Source organism: Streptomyces spongiae (genome assembly GCF_009377185.1).
Taxonomy (GTDB): domain Bacteria; phylum Actinomycetota; class Actinomycetes; order Streptomycetales; family Streptomycetaceae; genus Streptomyces; species Streptomyces spongiae.
This window is the reverse complement of record NZ_VJZC01000003.1, coordinates 1-18,551: the sequence shown is the minus strand read 5'-3', so window position 1 is coordinate 18,551 and position 18,551 is coordinate 1. Positions and strand designations below refer to the sequence as shown.

Annotated in this window: 22 protein-coding genes and 1 riboswitch; of the genes, 12 read left to right on the top strand and 10 right to left on the bottom strand. The window is 71.7% G+C overall.

Features of this window, described 5'->3' with window-relative positions; translation table 11 throughout:
• Positions 1–146: 146 nt before the first annotated feature.
• The gene (locus FNH08_RS00985) at positions 147–833 is read right to left on the bottom strand and encodes an esterase/lipase family protein (RefSeq protein WP_152769297.1); all 687 of its coding nucleotides are present in this window, start codon (positions 831–833) and stop codon (positions 147–149) included.
• A gap of 108 nt (positions 834–941) precedes the next feature.
• Between FNH08_RS00985 and FNH08_RS00980 the strand changes: the two genes are divergently transcribed.
• The gene (locus FNH08_RS00980) at positions 942–3,137 is read left to right on the top strand and encodes a helix-turn-helix transcriptional regulator (RefSeq protein ID WP_152769296.1); all 2,196 of its coding nucleotides are present in this window, start codon (positions 942–944) and stop codon (positions 3,135–3,137) included.
• On the opposite strand, the gene bioD is transcribed toward FNH08_RS00980, so the two are convergent.
• The 3 genes from bioD to bioB are packed head-to-tail and all read right to left on the bottom strand — an operon-like array spanning position 3,073 to position 6,231.
• Entirely contained in the window at positions 3,073–3,768 is a 696-nt protein-coding gene (gene bioD, locus FNH08_RS00975; protein WP_152769295.1) for a dethiobiotin synthase, read from the bottom strand. The genes FNH08_RS00980 and bioD overlap by 65 nt on opposite strands.
• 2 nt (positions 3,769–3,770) lie before the next feature.
• Positions 3,771–5,051 (bottom strand): adenosylmethionine--8-amino-7-oxononanoate transaminase, encoded by a 1,281-nt coding sequence (locus FNH08_RS00970; protein ID WP_152769294.1) that lies wholly within the window; start codon positions 5,049–5,051, stop codon positions 3,771–3,773.
• Entirely contained in the window at positions 5,044–6,231 is a 1,188-nt protein-coding gene (bioB, locus tag FNH08_RS00965; RefSeq protein ID WP_152769293.1) for a biotin synthase BioB, read from the bottom strand. Before bioB ends, FNH08_RS00970 begins: the two co-directional genes overlap by 8 nt.
• A gap of 156 nt (positions 6,232–6,387) precedes the next feature.
• Here bioB and FNH08_RS00960 point away from each other — a divergent pair, with 156 nt between their 5' ends.
• On the top strand, positions 6,388–7,515 hold the full coding sequence (locus FNH08_RS00960) for an 8-amino-7-oxononanoate synthase (RefSeq protein WP_152769292.1): 1,128 nt from the start codon (positions 6,388–6,390) through the stop codon (positions 7,513–7,515).
• A gap of 101 nt (positions 7,516–7,616) precedes the next feature.
• On the opposite strand, the gene FNH08_RS00955 is transcribed toward FNH08_RS00960, so the two are convergent.
• On the bottom strand, positions 7,617–7,847 hold the full coding sequence (locus tag FNH08_RS00955; RefSeq protein WP_152769291.1) for a DUF397 domain-containing protein: 231 nt from the start codon (positions 7,845–7,847) through the stop codon (positions 7,617–7,619).
• Between the two features lie 9 nt (positions 7,848–7,856).
• Positions 7,857–8,720, bottom strand: a complete 864-nt coding sequence (locus tag FNH08_RS00950) for a helix-turn-helix domain-containing protein (RefSeq protein ID WP_152769290.1) — start codon at positions 8,718–8,720, stop codon at positions 7,857–7,859.
• A 249-nt stretch (positions 8,721–8,969) separates the two neighbouring features.
• Between FNH08_RS00950 and FNH08_RS00945 the strand changes: the two genes are divergently transcribed.
• A complete protein-coding gene (locus FNH08_RS00945; protein WP_152769289.1) occupies positions 8,970–9,428 on the top strand; it encodes an ATP-binding protein in 459 nt (152 codons plus the stop codon).
• Positions 9,429–9,469: 41 nt separating this feature from the next.
• Here the strand turns inward: FNH08_RS00945 and FNH08_RS00940 are convergent, their stop codons facing one another.
• The 4 genes from FNH08_RS00940 to FNH08_RS00925 form a co-directional block, all read right to left on the bottom strand.
• Positions 9,470–9,961 (bottom strand): DUF6328 family protein, encoded by a 492-nt coding sequence (locus tag FNH08_RS00940; protein ID WP_152769288.1) that lies wholly within the window; start codon positions 9,959–9,961, stop codon positions 9,470–9,472.
• 119 nt (positions 9,962–10,080) lie between these two features.
• On the bottom strand, positions 10,081–10,554 hold the full coding sequence (locus FNH08_RS00935; RefSeq protein WP_152769287.1) for a C40 family peptidase: 474 nt from the start codon (positions 10,552–10,554) through the stop codon (positions 10,081–10,083).
• A gap of 3 nt (positions 10,555–10,557) precedes the next feature.
• Positions 10,558–10,744: riboswitch (cyclic di-AMP (ydaO/yuaA leader) on the bottom strand.
• Between the two features lie 353 nt (positions 10,745–11,097).
• Positions 11,098–11,406: a hypothetical protein gene (locus FNH08_RS00930; RefSeq protein WP_152769286.1), complete on the bottom strand. Its 309-nt coding sequence runs from the start codon at positions 11,404–11,406 to the stop codon at positions 11,098–11,100.
• Between the two features lie 7 nt (positions 11,407–11,413).
• Complete coding sequence (locus FNH08_RS00925) at positions 11,414–12,049, bottom strand: ATP-dependent Clp protease proteolytic subunit (RefSeq protein WP_152769285.1); 636 nt, start codon at positions 12,047–12,049, stop codon at positions 11,414–11,416.
• A gap of 245 nt (positions 12,050–12,294) precedes the next feature.
• Here FNH08_RS00925 and FNH08_RS00920 point away from each other — a divergent pair, with 245 nt between their 5' ends.
• From FNH08_RS00920 to FNH08_RS00880, 9 genes are all read left to right on the top strand, one after another.
• Positions 12,295–12,429 (top strand): lasso RiPP family leader peptide-containing protein, encoded by a 135-nt coding sequence (locus tag FNH08_RS00920; RefSeq protein WP_152769284.1) that lies wholly within the window; start codon positions 12,295–12,297, stop codon positions 12,427–12,429.
• Entirely contained in the window at positions 12,426–14,291 is a 1,866-nt protein-coding gene (locus FNH08_RS00915; RefSeq protein ID WP_152769283.1) for an asparagine synthase-related protein, read from the top strand. Before FNH08_RS00920 ends, FNH08_RS00915 begins: the two co-directional genes overlap by 4 nt.
• Positions 14,288–14,545: a lasso peptide biosynthesis PqqD family chaperone gene (locus FNH08_RS00910; protein WP_322723420.1), complete on the top strand. Its 258-nt coding sequence runs from the start codon at positions 14,288–14,290 to the stop codon at positions 14,543–14,545. The genes FNH08_RS00915 and FNH08_RS00910 overlap by 4 nt, the downstream gene beginning before the upstream one ends.
• Positions 14,542–14,967 (top strand): lasso peptide biosynthesis B2 protein, encoded by a 426-nt coding sequence (locus tag FNH08_RS00905; RefSeq protein ID WP_152769282.1) that lies wholly within the window; start codon positions 14,542–14,544, stop codon positions 14,965–14,967. Before FNH08_RS00910 ends, FNH08_RS00905 begins: the two co-directional genes overlap by 4 nt.
• Positions 14,968–15,027: 60 nt before the next feature.
• Positions 15,028–15,303, top strand: coding sequence for a type II toxin-antitoxin system Phd/YefM family antitoxin (locus tag FNH08_RS00900; RefSeq protein WP_152769281.1), 276 nt, complete (start codon positions 15,028–15,030; stop codon positions 15,301–15,303).
• Positions 15,304–15,476: 173 nt separating this feature from the next.
• Complete coding sequence (locus tag FNH08_RS00895) at positions 15,477–15,779, top strand: urease subunit gamma (protein WP_010355509.1); 303 nt, start codon at positions 15,477–15,479, stop codon at positions 15,777–15,779.
• 17 nt (positions 15,780–15,796) lie between these two features.
• Positions 15,797–16,108 (top strand): urease subunit beta, encoded by a 312-nt coding sequence (locus FNH08_RS00890; protein ID WP_152769279.1) that lies wholly within the window; start codon positions 15,797–15,799, stop codon positions 16,106–16,108.
• Entirely contained in the window at positions 16,101–17,822 is a 1,722-nt protein-coding gene (locus FNH08_RS00885; protein ID WP_152769278.1) for an urease subunit alpha, read from the top strand. The genes FNH08_RS00890 and FNH08_RS00885 overlap by 8 nt, the downstream gene beginning before the upstream one ends.
• Before the next feature lie 18 nt (positions 17,823–17,840).
• Positions 17,841–18,524 carry an urease accessory protein UreF gene (locus FNH08_RS00880; RefSeq protein WP_152769277.1) on the top strand — a complete coding sequence of 228 codons (684 nt, stop codon included), beginning with the start codon at positions 17,841–17,843 and terminating at the stop codon, positions 18,522–18,524.
• Positions 18,525–18,551: the final 27 nt, after the last annotated feature.

Genomic DNA, 18,551 nt, shown 5'->3' with positions numbered 1-18,551 from the left:
CCGAGGAGGACGGCAGTTACCGCGATTGTCCCCCGCCGCGGCCCGGCTCACGCGTCGTGCGTGTGTGCCCGGAACGCATGACCGACCCGTGCCGCGCGGCCCCGCGGCACGGATCGGTCAGGAAGTGATCATCGGTCAGGAGTCGATCAGGCGATGAAGTTCCGCACCTGCTCGTACACCCCGTGGTCGTTGTTCATGTCCGTGTGCGAGATACAGCCGACCTCGACGTTCGTCGCCCCGCTGAGGATGGCGGTGGTGTCCGGGGTCAGCGCGTCGTCGCAGTTCGACCAGTAGCTGGCGTACGACAGGCTGCCCGGCGTCTCGTCACCGGAGTTGAGCGCGGTCAGGAAGGAGCTGCCGGTGTACATCTCGTTGCAGGACGTGTAGAGCCACCGGCACCACCCGGCGACGGTCGTGCCGTGGTTCACCCCGGCGGTGGAGACGAAGTCGTCGACGTACGACGTCCCGCCGAGGTTCTTGAGGTAGTACCGGGCGCTGAGCGCGCCCATCGAGTGGACGACCAGGTCGACCTTCGAGGCGCCCGTCCGGGCGAGCACGTTCTTGATCTCCGTGGACAGCTGCTGTGCCGTCGTGACGTTGGACTGGCCCCAGTCGTACGACCAGGCATCGAGCTCCGAGGACGTGTAGCCGTCCGCCAGGAAGTAGTCGCGCCACTCGTCCCAGCTGCTCGCCGAACTGCTGAGACCGTGGACGAAGACGACGGGGTTGTGGGCCGCGGCCCGAGCGGGGGCCGCGGAGAAGGTGAGTGACAGAAGGAGCGTTGAGGCCACGGTCGTGAGCGCCGTGGCGATGCGACGCATGCGGCGTTGCATGAAGCCTCCTGAAACGGGTGGGGTTGCCTGGAGTGTCAGGCGGGTCTACGCGCGGCGCATCGGTGAAATCGCCGGTCTTTACCTGTCGGTTAACTCGCAAGTAACGTGATGAGCGTGGTGACTCCGGTGAACCCCCCACAACTTCCGCATCTCTCGCCACCGCCCCCCGTGACCGCGTGGCCGAGCCCGGACGCCCCGCTGTCCGAGGGCGTCCGCGTCCGTGTGCTGCGCGCCGCCCACGGCGACCCCCGCGCGGCCGTCGAACTCGCCTCGGTACTGACCGACCGCCAGTTGACCGGCCTCGATCCGCTGCCGGCCGAACCCGTCGCCCTCGCGCCCGCGCTGCTGCGGGCCCACCGGCAGGAGATCCGCGCCCTGCCCGACGCCACCCGGTTCCTGCTGCTGCTCGCCGCGGCCGACCAGTACCCCCTCGCCACTCACGCCTTCCTGCGGGCCGTCACCGCAGCCCGGCTCGACATCGGGCCGCTCGACGAGGCCGAGGCGGCGGGGCTCGCCCACACCACGGCCGGCGGGATCGTCTTCCGGGACCCGTGGACCCGTATCGCCGCCTACGAGACCGCGCCCGCGACCGACCGCAGGGAGGCCCACCAGCTCCTGGCCCGCGTGCTGGGCGGCAAGAGCGAGGGCTCCCGCCGCTCCTGGCACCGGGGCGCGGCGGCCCTCGGCCCCAGCCGCCGGCTGGCCGCCGAACTCGGCCAGGCGGCGGGCGACGCGCGCGAGTCCGGCCAACCGGCCCTGGCGTGCGCCCTCGCCGAACGCGCCGCCGCCCTCTCGCCCGAAGCGGCGGAGCGCACCCGGCTCGTGGCCCGTGCCGCCGCCGACGCCTGGCGGTCGGGGGACGGCGACCGGGCCCGCCGCCTCGTGGCCGCCACCGACGACGGCGCCCTCGGCGGACTGCTCGCCCTCCGCGCGGGCAACGCGGCCGAGGCCTTCGACGCGCTGCTCACGGCGACCGTCGCACACGGCAGGGACAACCCCTCCGGCACCGCCGTGCACCTGCTGGCACGTGCCACCGAAGCCGCCATCTACACGGGAGACCTACGACGCTGCCGCGAGGCCTCCGCCGTCGCCGACCACCTCGGGATCGTGGCGCCGGGCACGCTGGAGGGACTGGCCGCCGCGTTCGAAGGGCGGTACGACGACGCGCGCGACGAACTCAAGGCCGCCGCGGGCCGCTGCGGGCCCGGCGGCGACCCCACCCTGCTGATCCACGCCGGGATCGCCGCGCTGCTCCTCGGCGACCACACCCAGGCCGCGACCGCCACCGTGCGGGCCGCCTCCTCCGCCCGGGCCAGGGGCGAGGAGGTCACCGTCCCGCAGGCCATGGAGTTCCGGGCGTACGCCGACTTCTGGACCGGGCGCCCACGGGCCGCCGAAGCCGGCGCGGTCGAGTCGCTGCGGCAGGCGTACGCCACCGGGCAGGACAACGGCGCCTGTCATCTCCAGGCCGCCCTCGCGATGTTCGCCGCCGTCACCGGGGACGAGGAGGTCTGCCGCGAGCGCGCGGAGGCCGCCCGCTCCTACGCCCTGGCCCGCGGGCTCGGGCTCCCCGCCGCCCTGGCCATGTTCGCGCTCGCCTTCCTGGACCTCAGCACCGGCCGGTACGCCGCCTCCGCGGCCCGGCTGCGGGCCCTCGCCGGGTTCGGGCCCGGCCACGGTCACCGCGCCATCCGGCACATCGCGACGCCGCACTACGTCGAGGCCGCCGTCCGTACCGGTGACACCCGTGTGGCCCGCGCCGCGCACGCCGACTACGACCACTGGGCGCGCACCGTCCGCAGTCCCGACGACCTCGCGCTGAGTGCCCGTTGCCGCGCCCTGCTGGCTACGGGTGAGGAGGCCGTCGAGCACTACCGCGCGGCCCTCGACCTGCATGCCTCCGGCACCCGTGACTTCGAACGTGCCCGGACCGAGTTGCTGTTCGGGGGTGCGCTGCGTCGGTTGCGCCACCGTACGCAGGCCCGCGATCGCCTCCACAGTGCCCTGGAGGCCTTCGAGTACTTCGGCTCGCCGCACTGTGCCGCCCAGGCCCGTGCGGAACTCCGCGCCCTCGGGGAGCGCGCGCCGTCCGCGCCCGGTCCCGAGGACCTGGCCGCCCGTCTCACCGCTCAGCAGCTGATGGTGGCGCGGATGGCGGCCGACGGGGCCACCAACCGGGAGATCGCGGCCCGTCTGCTGCTCAGTCCGCGGACCATCGACCACCATCTGCGGGGGGTGTTCACCCGGTTGGGGATCCGGTCGCGGATCGAGTTGGTGCGGTTGCTGGGGGACGGGGATGGCTGAGGCCGGGTGGTGTTTTCGCCCCCGCCCCGGCCGGCAGCGCCCCCAGCAGCGGCACCCCCGCCACCACCGGCAGATCCGCGACGTTGCACCGCGACGCCAGATCCGGCTCGGCGGGCCAGCTGCCGATCACCACACCCGCCAGGTCGAGCCCACGGCCGCGGAGCTCACGTGCAGTCAGCTCGGTCGTGTTCAGCGTGCCGAGCCCCGCCGAGGCGACGACCAGCACGGGCGCGTCCAGGAGCCGGGCCGCGTCCGCCAGGGTGCCGCCCGCCTCGTCGAACCGTACGAGCAGGCCGCCCGCGCCCTCGACCAGTACGAGGTCGTGGTCCACGGCGAGTTCGGCCGCGGCCTGAGCCACGTCCTGAGGCCGGACCGGAGGAAGACCGGCCCGCCGGGCGGCCGTCGCCGGGGCCAACGGCTCGGGATAGCGGGCCAGTTCGAGCGTCGTCACGGCGCCCGCCAGCCGGGCCACCTCGTCGGCGTCGCCGCGCTCGTCCGGCCGTACACCCGTCTGCGCGGGCTTGAGCACGGCCACGGAACGCCCGGCCAGGGCGGCCACCGCGGCGACGGCGGCCGTGGTGACCGTCTTCCCGACCTCCGTGCCCGTGCCCGTGATCAGCAGGATCGACATGCTCATCCCTCCCGCGCCGCCGCGCACACCGCACGCGCGATCCGTGCCACGTCCGCGTCGCCGGTCACGTACGGCGGCATCGTGTAGACGAGGTCGCGGAACGGCCGTAGCCACACGCCCTCCCGCACGGCGGCCCGCGAAGCCGCAGCCATGTCCACCTCGTGGTCGAGCTGCACGACACCGATGGCCCCGAGGACCCGGATGTCCCGGACGCCCTCGATGTCCGCCGCCGGGGCGAGTCCCTCCCGCAGGCCCGCCTCGATCCGCTTCACCTCCCTCTGCCAGTCCTGCCCGAGGAGCAGGTCGATCGAGGCGCACGCCACGGCCGCCGCCAGCGGGTTGCCCATGAAGGTCGGCCCGTGCGCGAGGACCGGCACCTCGCCCCGCGAGATCCCCTCGGCCACCCGTGTGGTGCACAGCGTGGCCGCCATCGTCATGTAGCCGCCGGTCAGTGCCTTGCCCACGCACATCACGTCCGGCGTCACGGTCGCGTGCTCCGCCGCGAACAGCGCGCCCGTACGCCCGAAACCGGTCGCGATCTCGTCGAACACCAGCAGTACGTCGTGCGCGTCGCACGCCTCGCGCAGCACCCGCAGGTAGGAGGGGGAGTGGAACCGCATTCCGCCCGCGCCCTGCACCACTGGTTCCACGATCACCGCGGCCAGCTCGTCGGCGTGCCGTCCGATCGCCGAGCGCAGCCGCTCCGCGTACGCCTCGTCGTACTCGGCCGGGGGCGCCTCCACGAACACCTGCCGGGGCAGCACCCCGGACCACAGCTCGTGCATCCCGCCCTCGGGGTCGCACACCGACATCGGCTGCCAGGTGTCGCCGTGGTAGCCGCCGCGCCAGGTCAGCAGGCGCTGCTTCCCGGGGCGGCCGAGCGAACGCCAGTACTGCAGGCACATCTTGACCGCCACCTCGACCGACACCGAGCCGGAGTCGGCGAGGAAGACGTGTTCGAGGCCCTCCGGTGAGATGTCGACGAGACGCTTCGCCAGCCGTACGGCGGGCTCGTGCGTGAGCCCGCCGAACATCACATGGCTCATCCGCGCCAGCTGGTCGTGCGCCGCCTCGTTGAGCACCGGGTGGTTGTAGCCGTGGATGGCCGACCACCAGGACGACATCCCGTCCACCAACTCGCCCGATTGGCCGGCCAGCCGCAGCCGCACCCCGCTCGCCGACTCCACGACGAGCGGCTCCTGACGGCCGGGCATCGGGCCGTACGGATGCCAGACATGCCGCCGGTCGAGGTCCAGCAGCTCCGGGACGGACAGGTCAGGCATTGGGCGCGAGGTCCGTTCCGGTGCCCCGGCGGCGTACGGCGACCAGGTCCGTACGGGCCTCCTGGGCCGTGGTCGTGGACGTGGCTGTGGTCGTGGACGCGGGGGCGGAGCCGCACACCCCCTGGGAACCGCAGCCGCCGTCGCTCTCGTGCGAACCGCACCCGCCCCCGGCCGAAGCCCGGTGCTCCGGCAGCGTCACCTGGTCCGTGCCCTCCACCTCGAACCCGGCGTCCGCGATCATGTCCAGGTCGGCCTTGCCCGCCTGGCCCTCACTGGTGAGGTAGTCACCGAGGAAGATCGAGTTGGCCAGGTGCAGGGCGAGTGGCTGCATCGTACGGAGATGGACCTCGCGGCCACCCGCGATGCGGACCTCCACGTCCGGGCAGACGAACCGGACCATCGCCAGGATGCGCAGACAGCGCTGCGGGGTGAGGTTCCACTCCTTGGCGAGCGGCGTGCCCTCGAACGGGATCAGGAAGTTGACCGGAACCGAGTCCGGGTCCAGCTCACGCAGCGAGAAGACCACGTCCACCAGGTCCTCGTCGCTCTCGCCCATGCCCGCGATGAGCCCGGAGCAGGCGGACAGTCCGGCCGCGTGCGCCTTGTTCACGGTGTCGACACGGTCGGCGTAGGTGTGCGTGGTGGTGATGTCGCCGTAGGTGGCCTCGGAGGTGTTCAGGTTGTGGTTGTAGGCGTCCGCGCCCGCCTCGCGCAGCCGTTCGGCCTGGCCGTCGGAGAGCAGGCCGAGACAGGCGCACACCTCGACGCCCTCGTTCTGGTCCTTGATCGCCTTGATGGTGCCCGCTACCCGGTCCACGTCCCGGTCCGTCGGGCCCCGGCCACTCGCCACCAGACAGACCCGCTTGGCGCCACCCGACAGACCGGCGGCCGCCGCCTTCGACGCCTCGTCCGGCTTGAGCCAGCTGTACTTGAGGATGCCGGCGGTGGAACCCAGGCGCTGGGAGCAGTAGGAGCAGTCCTCCGGACACAGGCCCGATTTGAGGTTGACCAGGTAGTTGAGTTTCACCCGGCGTCCGAACCACGTCCGGCGCACCTTGCCGGCCGCGGCCACCACGTCGAGCAGGTCGTCGTCGGAGGTGGCCAGCACGGCCAGCGCTTCCTCGCGGGTCGGCAGCTCGCGCCGAAGCCCCTTGTCCACCAGCGTCGTCAGCAGGTCCATGAGAGCCGATCCTGGCCTACGGGGGTGCTCCGGGCCAAGGAGAGATCGCACAACAGAGACGGTTCGACGTGTGGGTATTGCCACATCCTGCGTGGCTCGCTGCCCCGCTAGGGTCTGTGCACTGCCTACAAAGACGCCCGCCCGCTCGGAGGAACCATGGCGTTCGGCTGGATCGACGAACAGGCGGCCGCGCGCCACCGTGCCGGACTGGTAAGGACGTTGCGCCCGCGGCCCGCCGACTCGCCACTCCTTGACCTCGCGAGCAACGACTACCTGGGCCTGGCCCGGCACCCCGAGATCACCGAGGGCGCCGCCGACGCCGCGCGGCGGTGGGGCGGCGGCTCCACCGGGTCCCGGCTGGTCACCGGCACGACCGAGCTGCACGGCGAGCTGGAGCGGGAGCTGGCCGCCTTCTGCGGCTTCGAGGCGGCCCTGGTCTTCTCCTCCGGGTACGCGGCCAACCTCGCCGCGGTCACCGCGCTGGCCCCGCACGGCTCGCTCATCGTCTCGGACGCGGGCAACCACGCCTCCCTCATCGACGGGTGCCGGCTGGCGCGGGGCACCACGCAGGTGGTCGGGCACGCCGACCCGGAGGCCGTCCGCAAGGCGCTCGGCACCGGTGGCGGGCCGGCGGTGGTCGTGTCCGACACCGTGTTCTCGGTGGACGGCGACGCGGCCCCGCTGGTCGAACTGGGCGCTGCCTGCCGGGAGTTCGGGGCCGGACTGCTCGTGGACGACGCGCACGGTCTCGGAGTCCTGGGCGACGGCGGCCGGGGCGCCCCGTACGCGGCGGGGCTCGCGGGCGCGCCGGACGTCGTCGCGACCGTCACACTGTCCAAGTCGCTGGGCAGCCAGGGCGGTGCCGTCCTCGGCCCGGCGCGGGTGATCGACCATCTGGTCAACGCGGCCCGCACCTTCATCTTCGACACCGGCCTCGCCCCGGCGGCGACCGGTGCGGCCCTCGCGGCGCTGCGGCTGCTGCGCCGCGAGCCGGAGCGCGCCGCGCGGGCGCGCGAGGTGGCGACGGAACTCCACACACGGCTGACGGCGTCGGGCCTGGAAGCGGTGCGGCCCGACGCCGCCGTGGTCTCCGTGCGCGCGCCGTCCCCCGAACAGGCGGTGCGGTGGGCGGCGGACTGCCGCGCGGCGGGTCTCGCCGTCGGCTGCTTCCGCCCACCGTCCGTGCCGGACGGCATCTCAAGGCTGCGGCTGACCGCCCGTGCGGACCTCACCGACGGGCAACTCGACCGAGCCGTACGGGTGATCGGCGAGACGCGACCGTGAGTCGGCGTGACACGGCCGTGCGTCGCGATCGACGGAAGTGATCGCAGAAGGCGCGATCGTGGAAGACACGATCGTCGTTGTGGACGTGGTGGTTGATGCGGTCACCGAAGTGCCGCGATGAACCCCTCCCATGCCTCGGGGGCGAACAGCAGTGCGGGCCCGGCCGTGTTCTTCGAGTCGCGCACGGCGACCAGTCCGGCCCAGGCGCCGGGGCCCGGACGGGCCGTCTCGACGCAGTTGTTCATTCCGGTGCTGCGGCTGCTCCGCAGCCACCGCACGTCGTGCAATGCGGTACTGGAGGGGACGTTCCGAGGCAGTGACAGTGCGGACATGGTGCCTCCTTACGCGCCGGCGGCTATCCCGGCGATGTAATCCAACGATTCCTCGGGCGAAAGGGCGTGGATCTGAAGGGCGTTGAAGGCCTCGACATACGCCTGGAGGTCTTCTTTCCGCTCGAGGTAGAGGCTACTCGTCAAGTGGTCGAGAACAACCACGTCCAGGTCAGTTGTGTTCGAAAATGAGAAGATTACGAAAGGACCGGTGACGCCAACATGCGCCCCAGACGTGAACGGCAGCACCTGGAGTCGCACTTGAGGGAGAGCCGCCGCCTCCCACAGCTGTCGCAGCTGCCGCGCCATCACCTCGGGTCCGCCGACCTCCCGGCGTAGCACGGCCTCGTCCAGGAGCGCGTTCAGCTCCAGCGGAGGATCGCCGTGCAGCACGTCCTGCCGGGCGATGCGCACCTCCACCAGCGTGTCCAGCTTGTCCTCCGGGAGGCCTCCCACCGCGGCGAGGGTCACCGCGCGGGCGTACTCCGGAGTCTGCAGCAGCCCCGGCACCACCGAGGTCTCCAGGGTGCGCATGCCGCTGGCCTGGGATTCCAGACTGATGAAGTCGCGGTACGTCGGTGGCAGCACCCCGCGGTAGGCGTGCCACCAGTTCTGCCGTCCGCCACCACCGTCCTCGCCTCCGGCCAGGACCAGAAGCAGCTCCCGTAACTCGGGATCCCGGACGTCGTACGCGTCGAGGAGCCGACGCACATCGGCCGGTTTCACTCCACTGGAGCCGGTCTCGATGCGGCTCACCTTCGACTGGTGCCAGCCGACGAGGCGTGCCGCCTCGATGCTGGTGAGGCCGGCGCGGGTACGCAGGTCACGCAATTCGGTGCCGAGTTTGCGTCGGCGAACCGCAGGACCGTACTGCATGGGTCGTCTCCTTCCGCCCGGCCGCGGTGTCGGGCGACGGTAGAGGATGGACCGAAAGGCCCGCCCAAATACGGTCGGTCGTCGGAGAGTTCACCGCTTCGAGCGACAGATATATGCATATCTTGGTGGATCGGCACCGCGATGGCCCTGGTGATGGCAATCTGGCGCGAAGCACCAGTCCGGGACCGTACTCGAATCCATCCGGCTCCGTGTCGGACTCCGGTCCCGTGGGAAAGGGACGACGTCGCCATGGCAGACCACCAGGAAGCATCCGTCACTCTGCCGAGCGATCCAGCCTCGGTCTCCGCGGCTCGAAAATACGTCGCCACCGTGCTGGCCGAATGGGGCCTGCCGAGCGACACCGAAGTCGCGGACACCGTCCGGCTGATCGTGTCCGAACTCGCCACCAACGCCGTTCAGCACACGTTCGGTCAGTCGCCCACGTTCACCGTGGACATCGCGCTCGACCGTCACGAGCAGTTGAGGATCGGCGTCACCGACAGCCACCCGCGTTTCCCGAAACGTTTGCCCGCGGCCGTCCAGCAGGACAACGGCCGCGGCATGGTCATCGTCCGCTGGCTGACCGCCGAGTGCGGCGGCAGGCTCAGCGTCAGACCCACCCGGGAGGGAGGCAAGACGGTGGCCATCGAACTGCCCTGGACGATCCCTGTCCAGCCGGTCACCGCCGGGGGACAGCAAGAACCCTGAGTTGACGGGGGACCCCCGCGGGGGCTGCCACCGGGGTGTATCTAGCGCCGGCGGAGGCCGGACCGCCGTACGAAGAGGGGCAGCAGCCACCACAACGCGGTACACGCGACGAGCGTGCCCGCCCCGGCGGCGACAGCGGCATCCCGGTCCAGCGTCACGTCCACGACGAGCAGCACGGAACCGGTGAACGCCAGCATGAGCACTCCCAGGCCGACGCTGGCCAGCCGGGAGGAGACCTGCACGATGACCGGCTTGGCGTTCTGCTGGAAGAGCGAGCGGTGCAGCGCGGCCGGGGCCGTGAAGAGCGCGGCCGCGAGGACCGCGAGCAGCAGCGTGGTGACGTAGGTGGCGCGCTGGACCGTGTCGAGGGAGGGGAAGCGCGGGGTGAACGCCAGGGTCAGCAGGAAGGCGAAGAGGATCTGCACCCCGGTCTGGGTGACACGCAGCTCCTGGAGCAACTCGACGAAGTTGCGGTCGGCTCTCTCGAGACGTGTCTCGTTGCGTCCGTGATGGGCACTCTGAAGGTCGGCCATGGACGAACGGGTAACCAACCCGGACCGTGTCACGCACCGGGTGACGGCGGTGAGGTACGTCGCGGGCCGGGGCCCCGAGGGGCGACGGCTGCCCTCACCGCCGTCGCCCCTCGGGCGGGTCAGCGGACCCGGCCGTACCAGACGCTCTTCGTCCAGATCTTCTCCCGCTTCACGACCTCCCCGCTCTTCGGAGAGTGCCAGATCTTGCCCTTACCGGCGTAGATGCCGACGTGGTAGACGCTCGAGCCCGAGTGGAAGAAGACGAGGTCTCCGGCCTTGCGGCTCTTGGCGGAGATGTGCTTCGTCTTGTTGTACTGAGCCTGGGCCGTACGGGGGAGCTTCTTGCCCGCCTTCTTGAAGGAGTAGAGCGTCAGCCCGGAGCAGTCGAACCTCTTGGGGCCCGTGGCGCCCCACTTGTACGGCGAACCCTTCTTGGAAGCCGCGACCTGCAGCGCCTTTGTCGCCGGCGAGGCGGCCTCCGCGTCTGACACGACGCCAGGGGCCACGATGCTGCCGCCCACTGCGGCGATGGTGAGAGCCGAGGCCGTACCGGCCCGGGCCATGAGCGACGGGACACGATTGAGCGCAGTCATGCGCAACCCTTCGTCAGCCGCCTGTGAAGGATGACCTGTCGGATTCGGGCTGGCGAAGTTGCCCGGCCGCGTTGCCGCGGCTTCACCCCAAGGACTGCTCGGAACTGACGCTCCGGCGGCCCGTCGTGCTTGGGTCCTCCACTCCTGCCGATCCACTCCTGTCGACCGGTCATCCGGGCGGCGGCAGGACTCGGCGTCCGCCCGGACCGCCCCGCCGCGGTGGCGGGGGCTTGTCGTCAGATACGGATCTTGACGCAAGAACGTCGAAAACAGCGAACGGAATCGGCAGTTTGTGGGGTTACTCACCACTCAGCCGTTCGGGTGGACAGGCTTTCCCACGCCGGGGAGTCCAGGAGGCCGAGGAGCGCCGGACCAGCGGCGACGTGGTTGATTCCGCCGTTGTGGTACGCGTGTTGCGCAACTTTCCTGGGCCCGTGGGGGGATCGAAATCTGCCCCGTTCGCAGGTACGTTCTCTGGTCCGTTCGGGACCCGGGCCGGACGCCTCGTCAGTTCGGTGCGCGACCCGGGCTCGTGTCGCCCCGTCAACTCTCCGATCCGGGAGGCAGCGCGACGCGTGCCGCACGGCGCTCCCCGTCGAGGACCCGAAGGGCCCGCGCGAGAGTCGGTGCGTGCACCTCGTTCTCGCCCCGGGTGTGCATCAGTTCGAGCGCGTCACGCAGCGCCCTGGACTTGGCGACCAGGGCCTGGGCGGCGCGCAGTCCACGATAGGTGTCGCCGTGGCGGGCCGGATTGATCCGGCCGAGCAGGTCGACCACGTCGAGGTAGCGGTCGATCAGCTCGGCCTCGGCGCGAGTCAGTGCGGGCAGTGGCGGCAGCTCGGGTGGGAGCATCGACGGCTCACCTCGCGCCGGGCAGGGTGCGCGAGGTCTTCCGGCTCGGGATGATCCGGTCCACCAGGCCGTACTCCACGGCCGCCTCGGCGTCCAGGATCTTGTCCCGCTCGATGTCGTCGCTCACCCGCTCCGCGCTCTGGCCGGTGTGCCGGGCGAGCATCTCCTCCAGCATCCGGCGGTTTCGCATCAACTCGTCGGCCTGGATGGCCAGATCGGACGCCTGTCCCTCGACCGGCTCGTGCAGCGCGGGTTGGTGGATCAGCACACGGGCGCCCGGCAACGCGGACCGCTTGCCCGGCGTGCCGGCGGCGAGCAGTACCGCGGCGGCCGACGCCGCCTGGCCCAGACAGACGGTCTCCACATCGCAGGTGACGAACTGGATCGTGTCGTAGAGGGCCGTCATCGCGCTGAACGAGCCGCCCGGCGAGTTGATGTAGAGCGAGATGTCCCGGTCCGGCGCGGTGTACTCGAGGTACATGAGCTGCGCCATCACGTCGTTCGCGGACGTGTCGTCGATCGCCGTCCCGAGGAACACGATCCGCTCCTCCAGCAGCTTCGAGTAGGGATCCATGGTCCTGACGCCCGCACTCGTGCGTTCGGTGAACTCCGGCAGGACGTAGCGGGCGGACGGTCGGGTCATGACGTACCCCTCCTAGCGGCAGTGCCGTGCTCCGGCAGCGCGGTCTCTGTAAAAAATGTACAGGACGTACGTTGTCTGCTGTCCCGTCGGAGTGAAACTCGCGCCTGGCGCGACCGGGGGTGGTGCGGGGTCGCGCGCGTCGACCCCCCGCCTCCGCACTCCGTTGCCCTGTGTGTCCACTCGATTACAGACTGTTGCTCGTCGCGTTGGCGGTGGGTCAACGCGCCGAGAGAAGGGACGTCGGCATGGAGCAGCGCGAGACGACGCCGGAGACGGCGTACGAGGCACCCGAACTGGTGGAGATCGGCGAGTTCGCCGAGCTGACCCTCGGAGGCGGGTACTTCTTCTTCGAGGCCTCGGACTACTTCGGACTGGCGTGAGCGAACCCGTGTCCGCGGAGATGACCTTCACGGTCCTGCCCGACGACGACCGGGCCGCCGCCGCGGCCCGTCTCGTGTGCGCCACGCCCGGCGCACAGGTGATCCCCCACGCGTCGGGGCGGCCGTGGCTGGTGGGCCGCTGGCCCGCCGGCGCGGTGAAGGTGGCCGCCGTCGGGCGGACACGGGTGGCGGTGGCCGGGTTCTGCCCGGTCGCCGCCGGTCGACTGGAGCGGGCGGCCGGAGAACTGGGCGATCTGTCCGGGCTGGACCGGCTGGCCCTCCGGCTGCCCGGCAGCGCCCATCTGATCGGCTCGTTCGAGGGCCGCGTCCGGGTGCAGGGCACCGCCTCCGGGGTGCGCGCGGTCTTCCACACACGGCTGGCCCGCGTCACCGTGGCCGCCGACCGGCCCGACACGCTCGCCGAGCTGATCGGGGCCGACGTGGACGAGTCGCTCCTCGCCCTGCGCCTGCTCACCCCCTGGACGCCGTATCCACTGCGTGAGACCCCGGTGTGGCGTGCCGTACGGCAGGTTCCGCCGGACCACTGGCTGCACCTGGCCCCAGACGGCTCCGAACGCACCGTCCACTGGTGGTCCCCGCCCGAACCGGCACTGACGGTCGAACAGGGCGCCCCCGCGGTGCGCGACGCCCTCACCCAGGCCGTGCACGCCCGCGTGACCAAGAGCGAGGTGGTCAGCACCGACCTGTCCGGCGGGATGGACTCCGGCACCGTGGCCCATCTCGCGGCCGGCGCCTGCCGACACCTCGTCACGGTGCGCACCCCGCAGCGCGACCCCGGCGGCGACGACGCGCTGTGGGCCGGCCGCAGCGTCGAGCGCCTGCCCGACGCCGAGCATGTCGTGCTGGCCTACGCACAGTCACCGACCATGTGGGCGGGCCTCCAAGGGGGTGGCCCGGGGACGACACTCCCGGCCGAGCCGCCCTACTGGGTGCGGGCCGGGGCCAGGTTCGCCGACGTCGTCCGGGCGGTCGCGGCGCGGGACTCCGGCCTCCATCTGTGCGGACACGGAGGCGACGAGCTGTTCCAGGTCCCGGGGACCTACCTGCACACCCTGACGCGGACGAGACCGTGGACCGCCCTCCGCCATGTCCGGGGGAGACGGGCCCTCGCGCACTGGCCCTTCGCGGCGACCTGGCGCGCCCTGGCCGACTCCCGGTCGTTCGCGGACTGGCTGGCGCACAGCGCCCGGCAGCTGGGCCACCCCCATCCCTCGCCCCGCGTCCCGCAGCTGGGCTGGACGCCACCACTGCGCCTGCCGCCCTGGACCACCGCCGAGGCCGCGCGCGCCGTGGACGATCTGCTGCACACCGCGGCCCAGCGTCGGCCCGAGCCACTGGCCGCCGGGCGCGACGCCCATCTCGCGCTGGACGGCATCCGGCAGAAGGGCGCCGTGATCCGCTACGCGGAGCGCCTCATGGCGGCGCACGGCGTCCGGCTCGCCGCCCCCTATCTCGACGACCGGGTGATCGAGGCGGCCCTCGCCGTGCGTCCCGACGAGCGGGGAACCCCCGACCGCTACAAGCCCCTCCTCGCCGAGGCGATGCGAGGGCTGGTGCCCGACGACCTCCTCGGCCGTGCCACCAAGGGCCACTACGGCGAGGACACCCACGACGGGCTGCGCCGCAACCGCGCCGTACTGCTCGCCCTGTTCGACGACTCCGAACTGGCCGCTCGCGGCCTGGTCGACGACACCGCCGTACGCGCCGCGCTGCGCGCCACGCACGCCGACCCGACCCCGTTGATGGCCCTGGAACCGACGCTCGCCTGCGAGGTGTGGCTCCGCTCCCTGTCCCGCGGGTCGAAGCCGTCCATCGCCCCCGCCACCGAAGGAGCCGCGTGACCTTCACCCTGAAGCCCGACGTCACCCCCACCGACACCGAGCACGGCACCGTGCTGCTCGACGAGCGCCGCGGGCGCTACTTCCAGCTCAACCTCTCGGGAGGACTGATCCTCCGGACACTGCTGGAGGGGGCGACCCCCGAGCGCGCCGCCGACGTGCTGCGCGAGCGTTACGGCATCACCGCCGACCGGGCCACGGCCGATGTGCACGCCCTGCTCACCGCCTTGCGCGACGCTCGGCTGGCCACCGCATGAGCACCCCTTTCGCCCTGGAAGGGGCCGCTTCGCCGACCCGGCGGCGCCGGCTGGCGGCGCGGTGCGCCGTCGCTCTCGCCCGTCTGCTGGCCGCTCTGCCGCCGCGCCGGATCCGCGGAGTCCTGCGCCTGGCCCGGACGGGGGCCGCACCGGCGACCGCCGCGCAGGCGCGGGCGGCACGTGACGCCGTCGTCGCGGTCAGTACCCGCTGCGCCGGGCAGGGCTGTCTGCAACGGTCCCTCGCGACGGCGCTGCTGTGCCGGTTCGGTGGGGTCTGGCCGGTGTGGTGCACGGGCGTGCGCACCGCGCCCTTCCGGGCCCATGCGTGGGTCGAGGCGGACGGAGCCCCGGTCGGCGAGCCGGAGCCCGCGGGCTACTACACCCCCACGATGACGGTGCCGCCGCGCCCGACCGATCCCTGACCTGGGTGTTTGGCACCTTGTCCCGTTCGTACCCCACGGATGCCCCGTAAGCTGGGTGACATGGCCTACGAGATTCCGGTGACGCAAGCCAGGGCTGAACTCGCCGACCTGATCAACCGCGTGGTGTACGGCGGTGAGCGCGTCGTCGTGACGCGGCACGGGAAGCCCCTCGTCGCCCTGGTCTCCGCCGCCGACCTGGAGCGGCTGGAGGAGTCGGCCGCGACGGACGAGCCGGTGATCAGTTCGGTCTCCAGCGTCCGTGACACCGGATCGCCCGCGCGGGAACGCCAGCGGTTCGGGATCGCGGCGGAGCATCGCGGGACCAGCGCTTCTTGACGGGTCGGCACTGCGGGAGGCGACGGACCCGTGCCATGAGTGGATCAGGTGTCGGTTAACGTCGTTGAAACGCCACCCAACTAGCCTGCGCCCACGCCACCAGCGCCTTTGCCCGGTGGCTGCGGCAACCGGACCCCGCACGGTCCGGAGCGAGGACTGTGAGGTGGGACGCCGTGCAACTGACCCCGCACGAGCAAGAGAGGCTGCTGATCCACGTGGCGGCCGACGTCGCCGAGAAGCGCCGGGCCCGCGGCCTGAAGCTGAACCACCCCGAGGCGGTCGCGCTCATCACGTCGCACATCCTCGAAGGCGCACGTGACGGCCGTACCGTGGCCGAACTCATGGCGTCCGGGCGGAAGCTGCTCACCCGGGACGACGTCATGGAGGGCATCCCCGAGATGATCCACGACGTCCAGGTCGAGGCGACCTTCCCGGACGGCACCAAGCTCGTCACCGTCCACGACCCGATCGTCTGACGGGGGAGGGGCTGCTCATGATTCCCGGAGAGATCCTGTTCGACGACGGGCCGATCGTCTACAACGAGGGTCGCGAGGTCACCCGGCTCACCGTCCTCAACGCCGCCGACCGCCCCGTCCAGGTCGGCTCCCACTACCACTTCGCCGAGGCCAACCCCGGTCTGGAGTTCGACCGCGCCGCCGCCCGGGGCAAGCGGCTGAACGTCGCCGCCGGCACCGCCGTGCGCTTCGAACCCGGGATCCCCGTCGATGTCGAACTCGTCCCGCTCACCGGCGCCCGCATCGTGCCCGGACTCCGCGGTGAGACCGGAGGTGCCCTCGATGCCTGAGATCTCTCGTGCGGCGTACGCCGATCTGTTCGGCCCCACGACCGGTGACCGTATCCGGCTCGCCGACACCGATCTGCTGATCGAGATCGAGGAGGACCGCAGCGGTGGTCCCGGGCTCGCCGGTGACGAGGCGGTGTTCGGCGGCGGCAAGGTCATCCGCGAATCCATGGGCCAGGCTCGTGCCACGCGCGCGGACGGCACCCCGGACACCGTCATCACCGGTGTCGTCATCGTCGACCACTGGGGCATCGTCAAGGCCGACGTCGGCATCCGCGACGGCCGGATCACCGGCATCGGCAAGGCCGGCAACCCCGACACCATGGACGGCGTGCACCCGGACCTGGTCATCGGCCCGGAGACCGAGGTCATCGCGGGCAACGGCCGCATCCTGACGGCGGGCGCGATCGACGCTCACGTCCACTTCATCTGCCCACAGATCGCCGACGAGGCGTTGTCGGCGGGTATCACGACGCTCGTCGGCGGCGGCACGGGTCCGGCCGAGGGGTCGAAGGCCACCACCGTCACGCCCGGCCCCTGGCATCTGGCGCGGATGCTGGAGGCGATGGAGCAGTACCCCCTCAACATCGGGTTCCTCGGCAAGGGCAACACGGTCTCGCACGAGGCGATGCTGTCGCAGATCCGCGCGGGTGCGCTCGGGCTGAAGCTGCACGAGGACTGGGGGTCGACCCCGGCCGTCATCGACGCGTCCCTGACCGTCGCCGACCAGACCGGCATCCAGGTCGCCATCCACACGGACACCTTGAACGAGGCCGGGTTCGTCGGTGACACGCTGGCCGCCATCGCCGGGCGCGGCATCCACGCGTACCACACGGAGGGCGCGGGCGGCGGGCACGCGCCCGACATCATGACCGTGGTCTCCGAGTCGTACGTCCTGCCGAGCTCGACCAACCCGACCCGGCCGTACACCGTCAACACCGCCGAGGAACACCTCGACATGCTGATGGTGTGCCACCACCTCAACCCGGCGGTGCCCGAGGACCTGGCCTTCGCCGAGTCCCGGATCCGGCCGTCGACGATCGGGGCCGAGGACATACTGCACGACCTGGGCGCCATCTCGATCATCTCGTCCGACTCCCAGGCCATGGGGCGTGTCGGTGAGGTCATCATGCGGACCTGGCAGACCGCGCACGTGATGAAGGGGCGGCGGGGCGCGCTGCCGGGGGACGGTCGCGCGGACAACCGTCGTGTACGTCGATATGTCGCCAAGTACACGATCAACCCCGCGCTCGCTCAGGGGCTCGCGGGTGTGGTCGGCTCCGTCGAGACCGGCAAACTCGCCGACCTGGTGCTGTGGGAGCCCGCGTTCTTCGGGGTCAAGCCGCATCTCGTCATCAAGGGCGGCCAGATCGCGTACGCGCAGATGGGTGACGCGAACGCCTCGATCCCGACGCCGCAGCCGATCCTCCCGCGGCCGATGTACGGGGCGATCGGGCGGGCACCAGCCTCCAACTCGTTCAACTTCGTGGCACCGCTCGCCATCGAGGACGGGCTGCCGGAGCGGCTCTCGCTCGGGAAGAGGTTCGTCGCGATCGAGTCGACGCGTGGGGTCACCAAGGCCGACATGCGGGAGAACGACGCGCGGCCCGAGGTGCGTGTCGATCCCGACAGCTTCGCCGTGCACATCGACGGGGAGCTGGTGGAGGCGGCTCCGGCTGTCGAACTGCCCATGGCTCAGCGGTACTTCCTCTTCTGAGGGCTGGGGTGGTTGGCGATGTCACGGGCTGCGCTACTCGTTCTGGCCGACGGCCGCTTTCCCGCCGGGGGGCATGCGCACTCCGGTGGCGCCGAGGCGGCCGTCAAGGCCGGGCGGATCACCGGTGCCTCGGGGGCGGCAGGACTGGAGGAGTTCTGCCGGGGGCGGCTGCACACGGCCGGGTTGGTGTCGGCGGGGCTGGCCGCGGCGGCCGCGCTCGGGGGTGATCCCGTGGAGCTGGATGGCGCCGCGGATGCGCGTACGCCGTCCGCCGCGCTGCGGGGTGCCGCACGGAGGCTCGGGCGGCAGTTGATGCGGGCGGCTCGGGCCACGTGGCCCTCCGCCGAACTCGACGCGCTGGCGCGGGAGTTTCCGAAGGGGGCGCATCAGCCGGTGGTGCTCGGGCTGGCGGCGCGGGCCGCGGGGTTGGGGGCGGAGGATGCGGCGTACTGCTCCGTGTACGAGTGCGTGAGTGGGCCGGCTGCGGCGACGGTGCGGTTGCTGAGTCTTGATCCGTTCGATGCGACGGGGGTGTTGGCTCGGTTGGCGCCTGAGATGGATCTTGTGGTGCGGCGGGCGGTGGAGGCGGCTCGGCGGGTCGGTGAGGAGGGGGTTGATGCCTTGCCTGCGGCTTCGGCTCCGTTGTTGGAGATCAGTGCGGAGGTTCATGCGGGGTGGTCCGTGCGGTTGTTCGCGTCGTAGGTGTTGTCGCCCCCGCCGCCCCTACCC

What these genes read in the sequence shown, in the direction of transcription:
- FNH08_RS00945 (WP_152769289.1), top strand. Translation starts at nt 8,970, where the DNA reads ATGGCAGACCACCAGGAAGCATCCGTCACTCTGCCGAGCGATCCAGCC.
- FNH08_RS00935 (WP_152769287.1), bottom strand. Translation starts at nt 10,554, where the DNA reads ATGACTGCGCTCAATCGTGTCCCGTCGCTCATGGCCCGGGCCGGTACG.
- FNH08_RS00890 (WP_152769279.1), top strand. Translation starts at nt 15,797, where the DNA reads ATGATTCCCGGAGAGATCCTGTTCGACGACGGGCCGATCGTCTACAAC.
- FNH08_RS00985 (WP_152769297.1), bottom strand. Translation starts at nt 833, where the DNA reads ATGCAACGCCGCATGCGTCGCATCGCCACGGCGCTCACGACCGTGGCC.
- FNH08_RS00955 (WP_152769291.1), bottom strand. Translation starts at nt 7,847, where the DNA reads ATGTCCGCACTGTCACTGCCTCGGAACGTCCCCTCCAGTACCGCATTG.
- FNH08_RS00940 (WP_152769288.1), bottom strand. Translation starts at nt 9,961, where the DNA reads ATGGCCGACCTTCAGAGTGCCCATCACGGACGCAACGAGACACGTCTC.
- FNH08_RS00925 (WP_152769285.1), bottom strand. Translation starts at nt 12,049, where the DNA reads ATGACCCGACCGTCCGCCCGCTACGTCCTGCCGGAGTTCACCGAACGC.
- FNH08_RS00900 (WP_152769281.1), top strand. Translation starts at nt 15,028, where the DNA reads ATGGCCTACGAGATTCCGGTGACGCAAGCCAGGGCTGAACTCGCCGAC.
- FNH08_RS00980 (WP_152769296.1), top strand. Translation starts at nt 942, where the DNA reads ATGAGCGTGGTGACTCCGGTGAACCCCCCACAACTTCCGCATCTCTCG.
- FNH08_RS00930 (WP_152769286.1), bottom strand. Translation starts at nt 11,406, where the DNA reads ATGCTCCCACCCGAGCTGCCGCCACTGCCCGCACTGACTCGCGCCGAG.
- FNH08_RS00920 (WP_152769284.1), top strand. Translation starts at nt 12,295, where the DNA reads ATGGAGCAGCGCGAGACGACGCCGGAGACGGCGTACGAGGCACCCGAA.
- bioB (WP_152769293.1), bottom strand. Translation starts at nt 6,231, where the DNA reads ATGGACCTGCTGACGACGCTGGTGGACAAGGGGCTTCGGCGCGAGCTG.
- FNH08_RS00960 (WP_152769292.1), top strand. Translation starts at nt 6,388, where the DNA reads ATGGCGTTCGGCTGGATCGACGAACAGGCGGCCGCGCGCCACCGTGCC.
- FNH08_RS00950 (WP_152769290.1), bottom strand. Translation starts at nt 8,720, where the DNA reads ATGCAGTACGGTCCTGCGGTTCGCCGACGCAAACTCGGCACCGAATTG.
- FNH08_RS00905 (WP_152769282.1), top strand. Translation starts at nt 14,542, where the DNA reads ATGAGCACCCCTTTCGCCCTGGAAGGGGCCGCTTCGCCGACCCGGCGG.
- FNH08_RS00885 (WP_152769278.1), top strand. Translation starts at nt 16,101, where the DNA reads ATGCCTGAGATCTCTCGTGCGGCGTACGCCGATCTGTTCGGCCCCACG.
- bioD (WP_152769295.1), bottom strand. Translation starts at nt 3,768, where the DNA reads ATGTCGATCCTGCTGATCACGGGCACGGGCACGGAGGTCGGGAAGACG.
- FNH08_RS00880 (WP_152769277.1), top strand. Translation starts at nt 17,841, where the DNA reads ATGTCACGGGCTGCGCTACTCGTTCTGGCCGACGGCCGCTTTCCCGCC.
- FNH08_RS00970 (WP_152769294.1), bottom strand. Translation starts at nt 5,051, where the DNA reads ATGCCTGACCTGTCCGTCCCGGAGCTGCTGGACCTCGACCGGCGGCAT.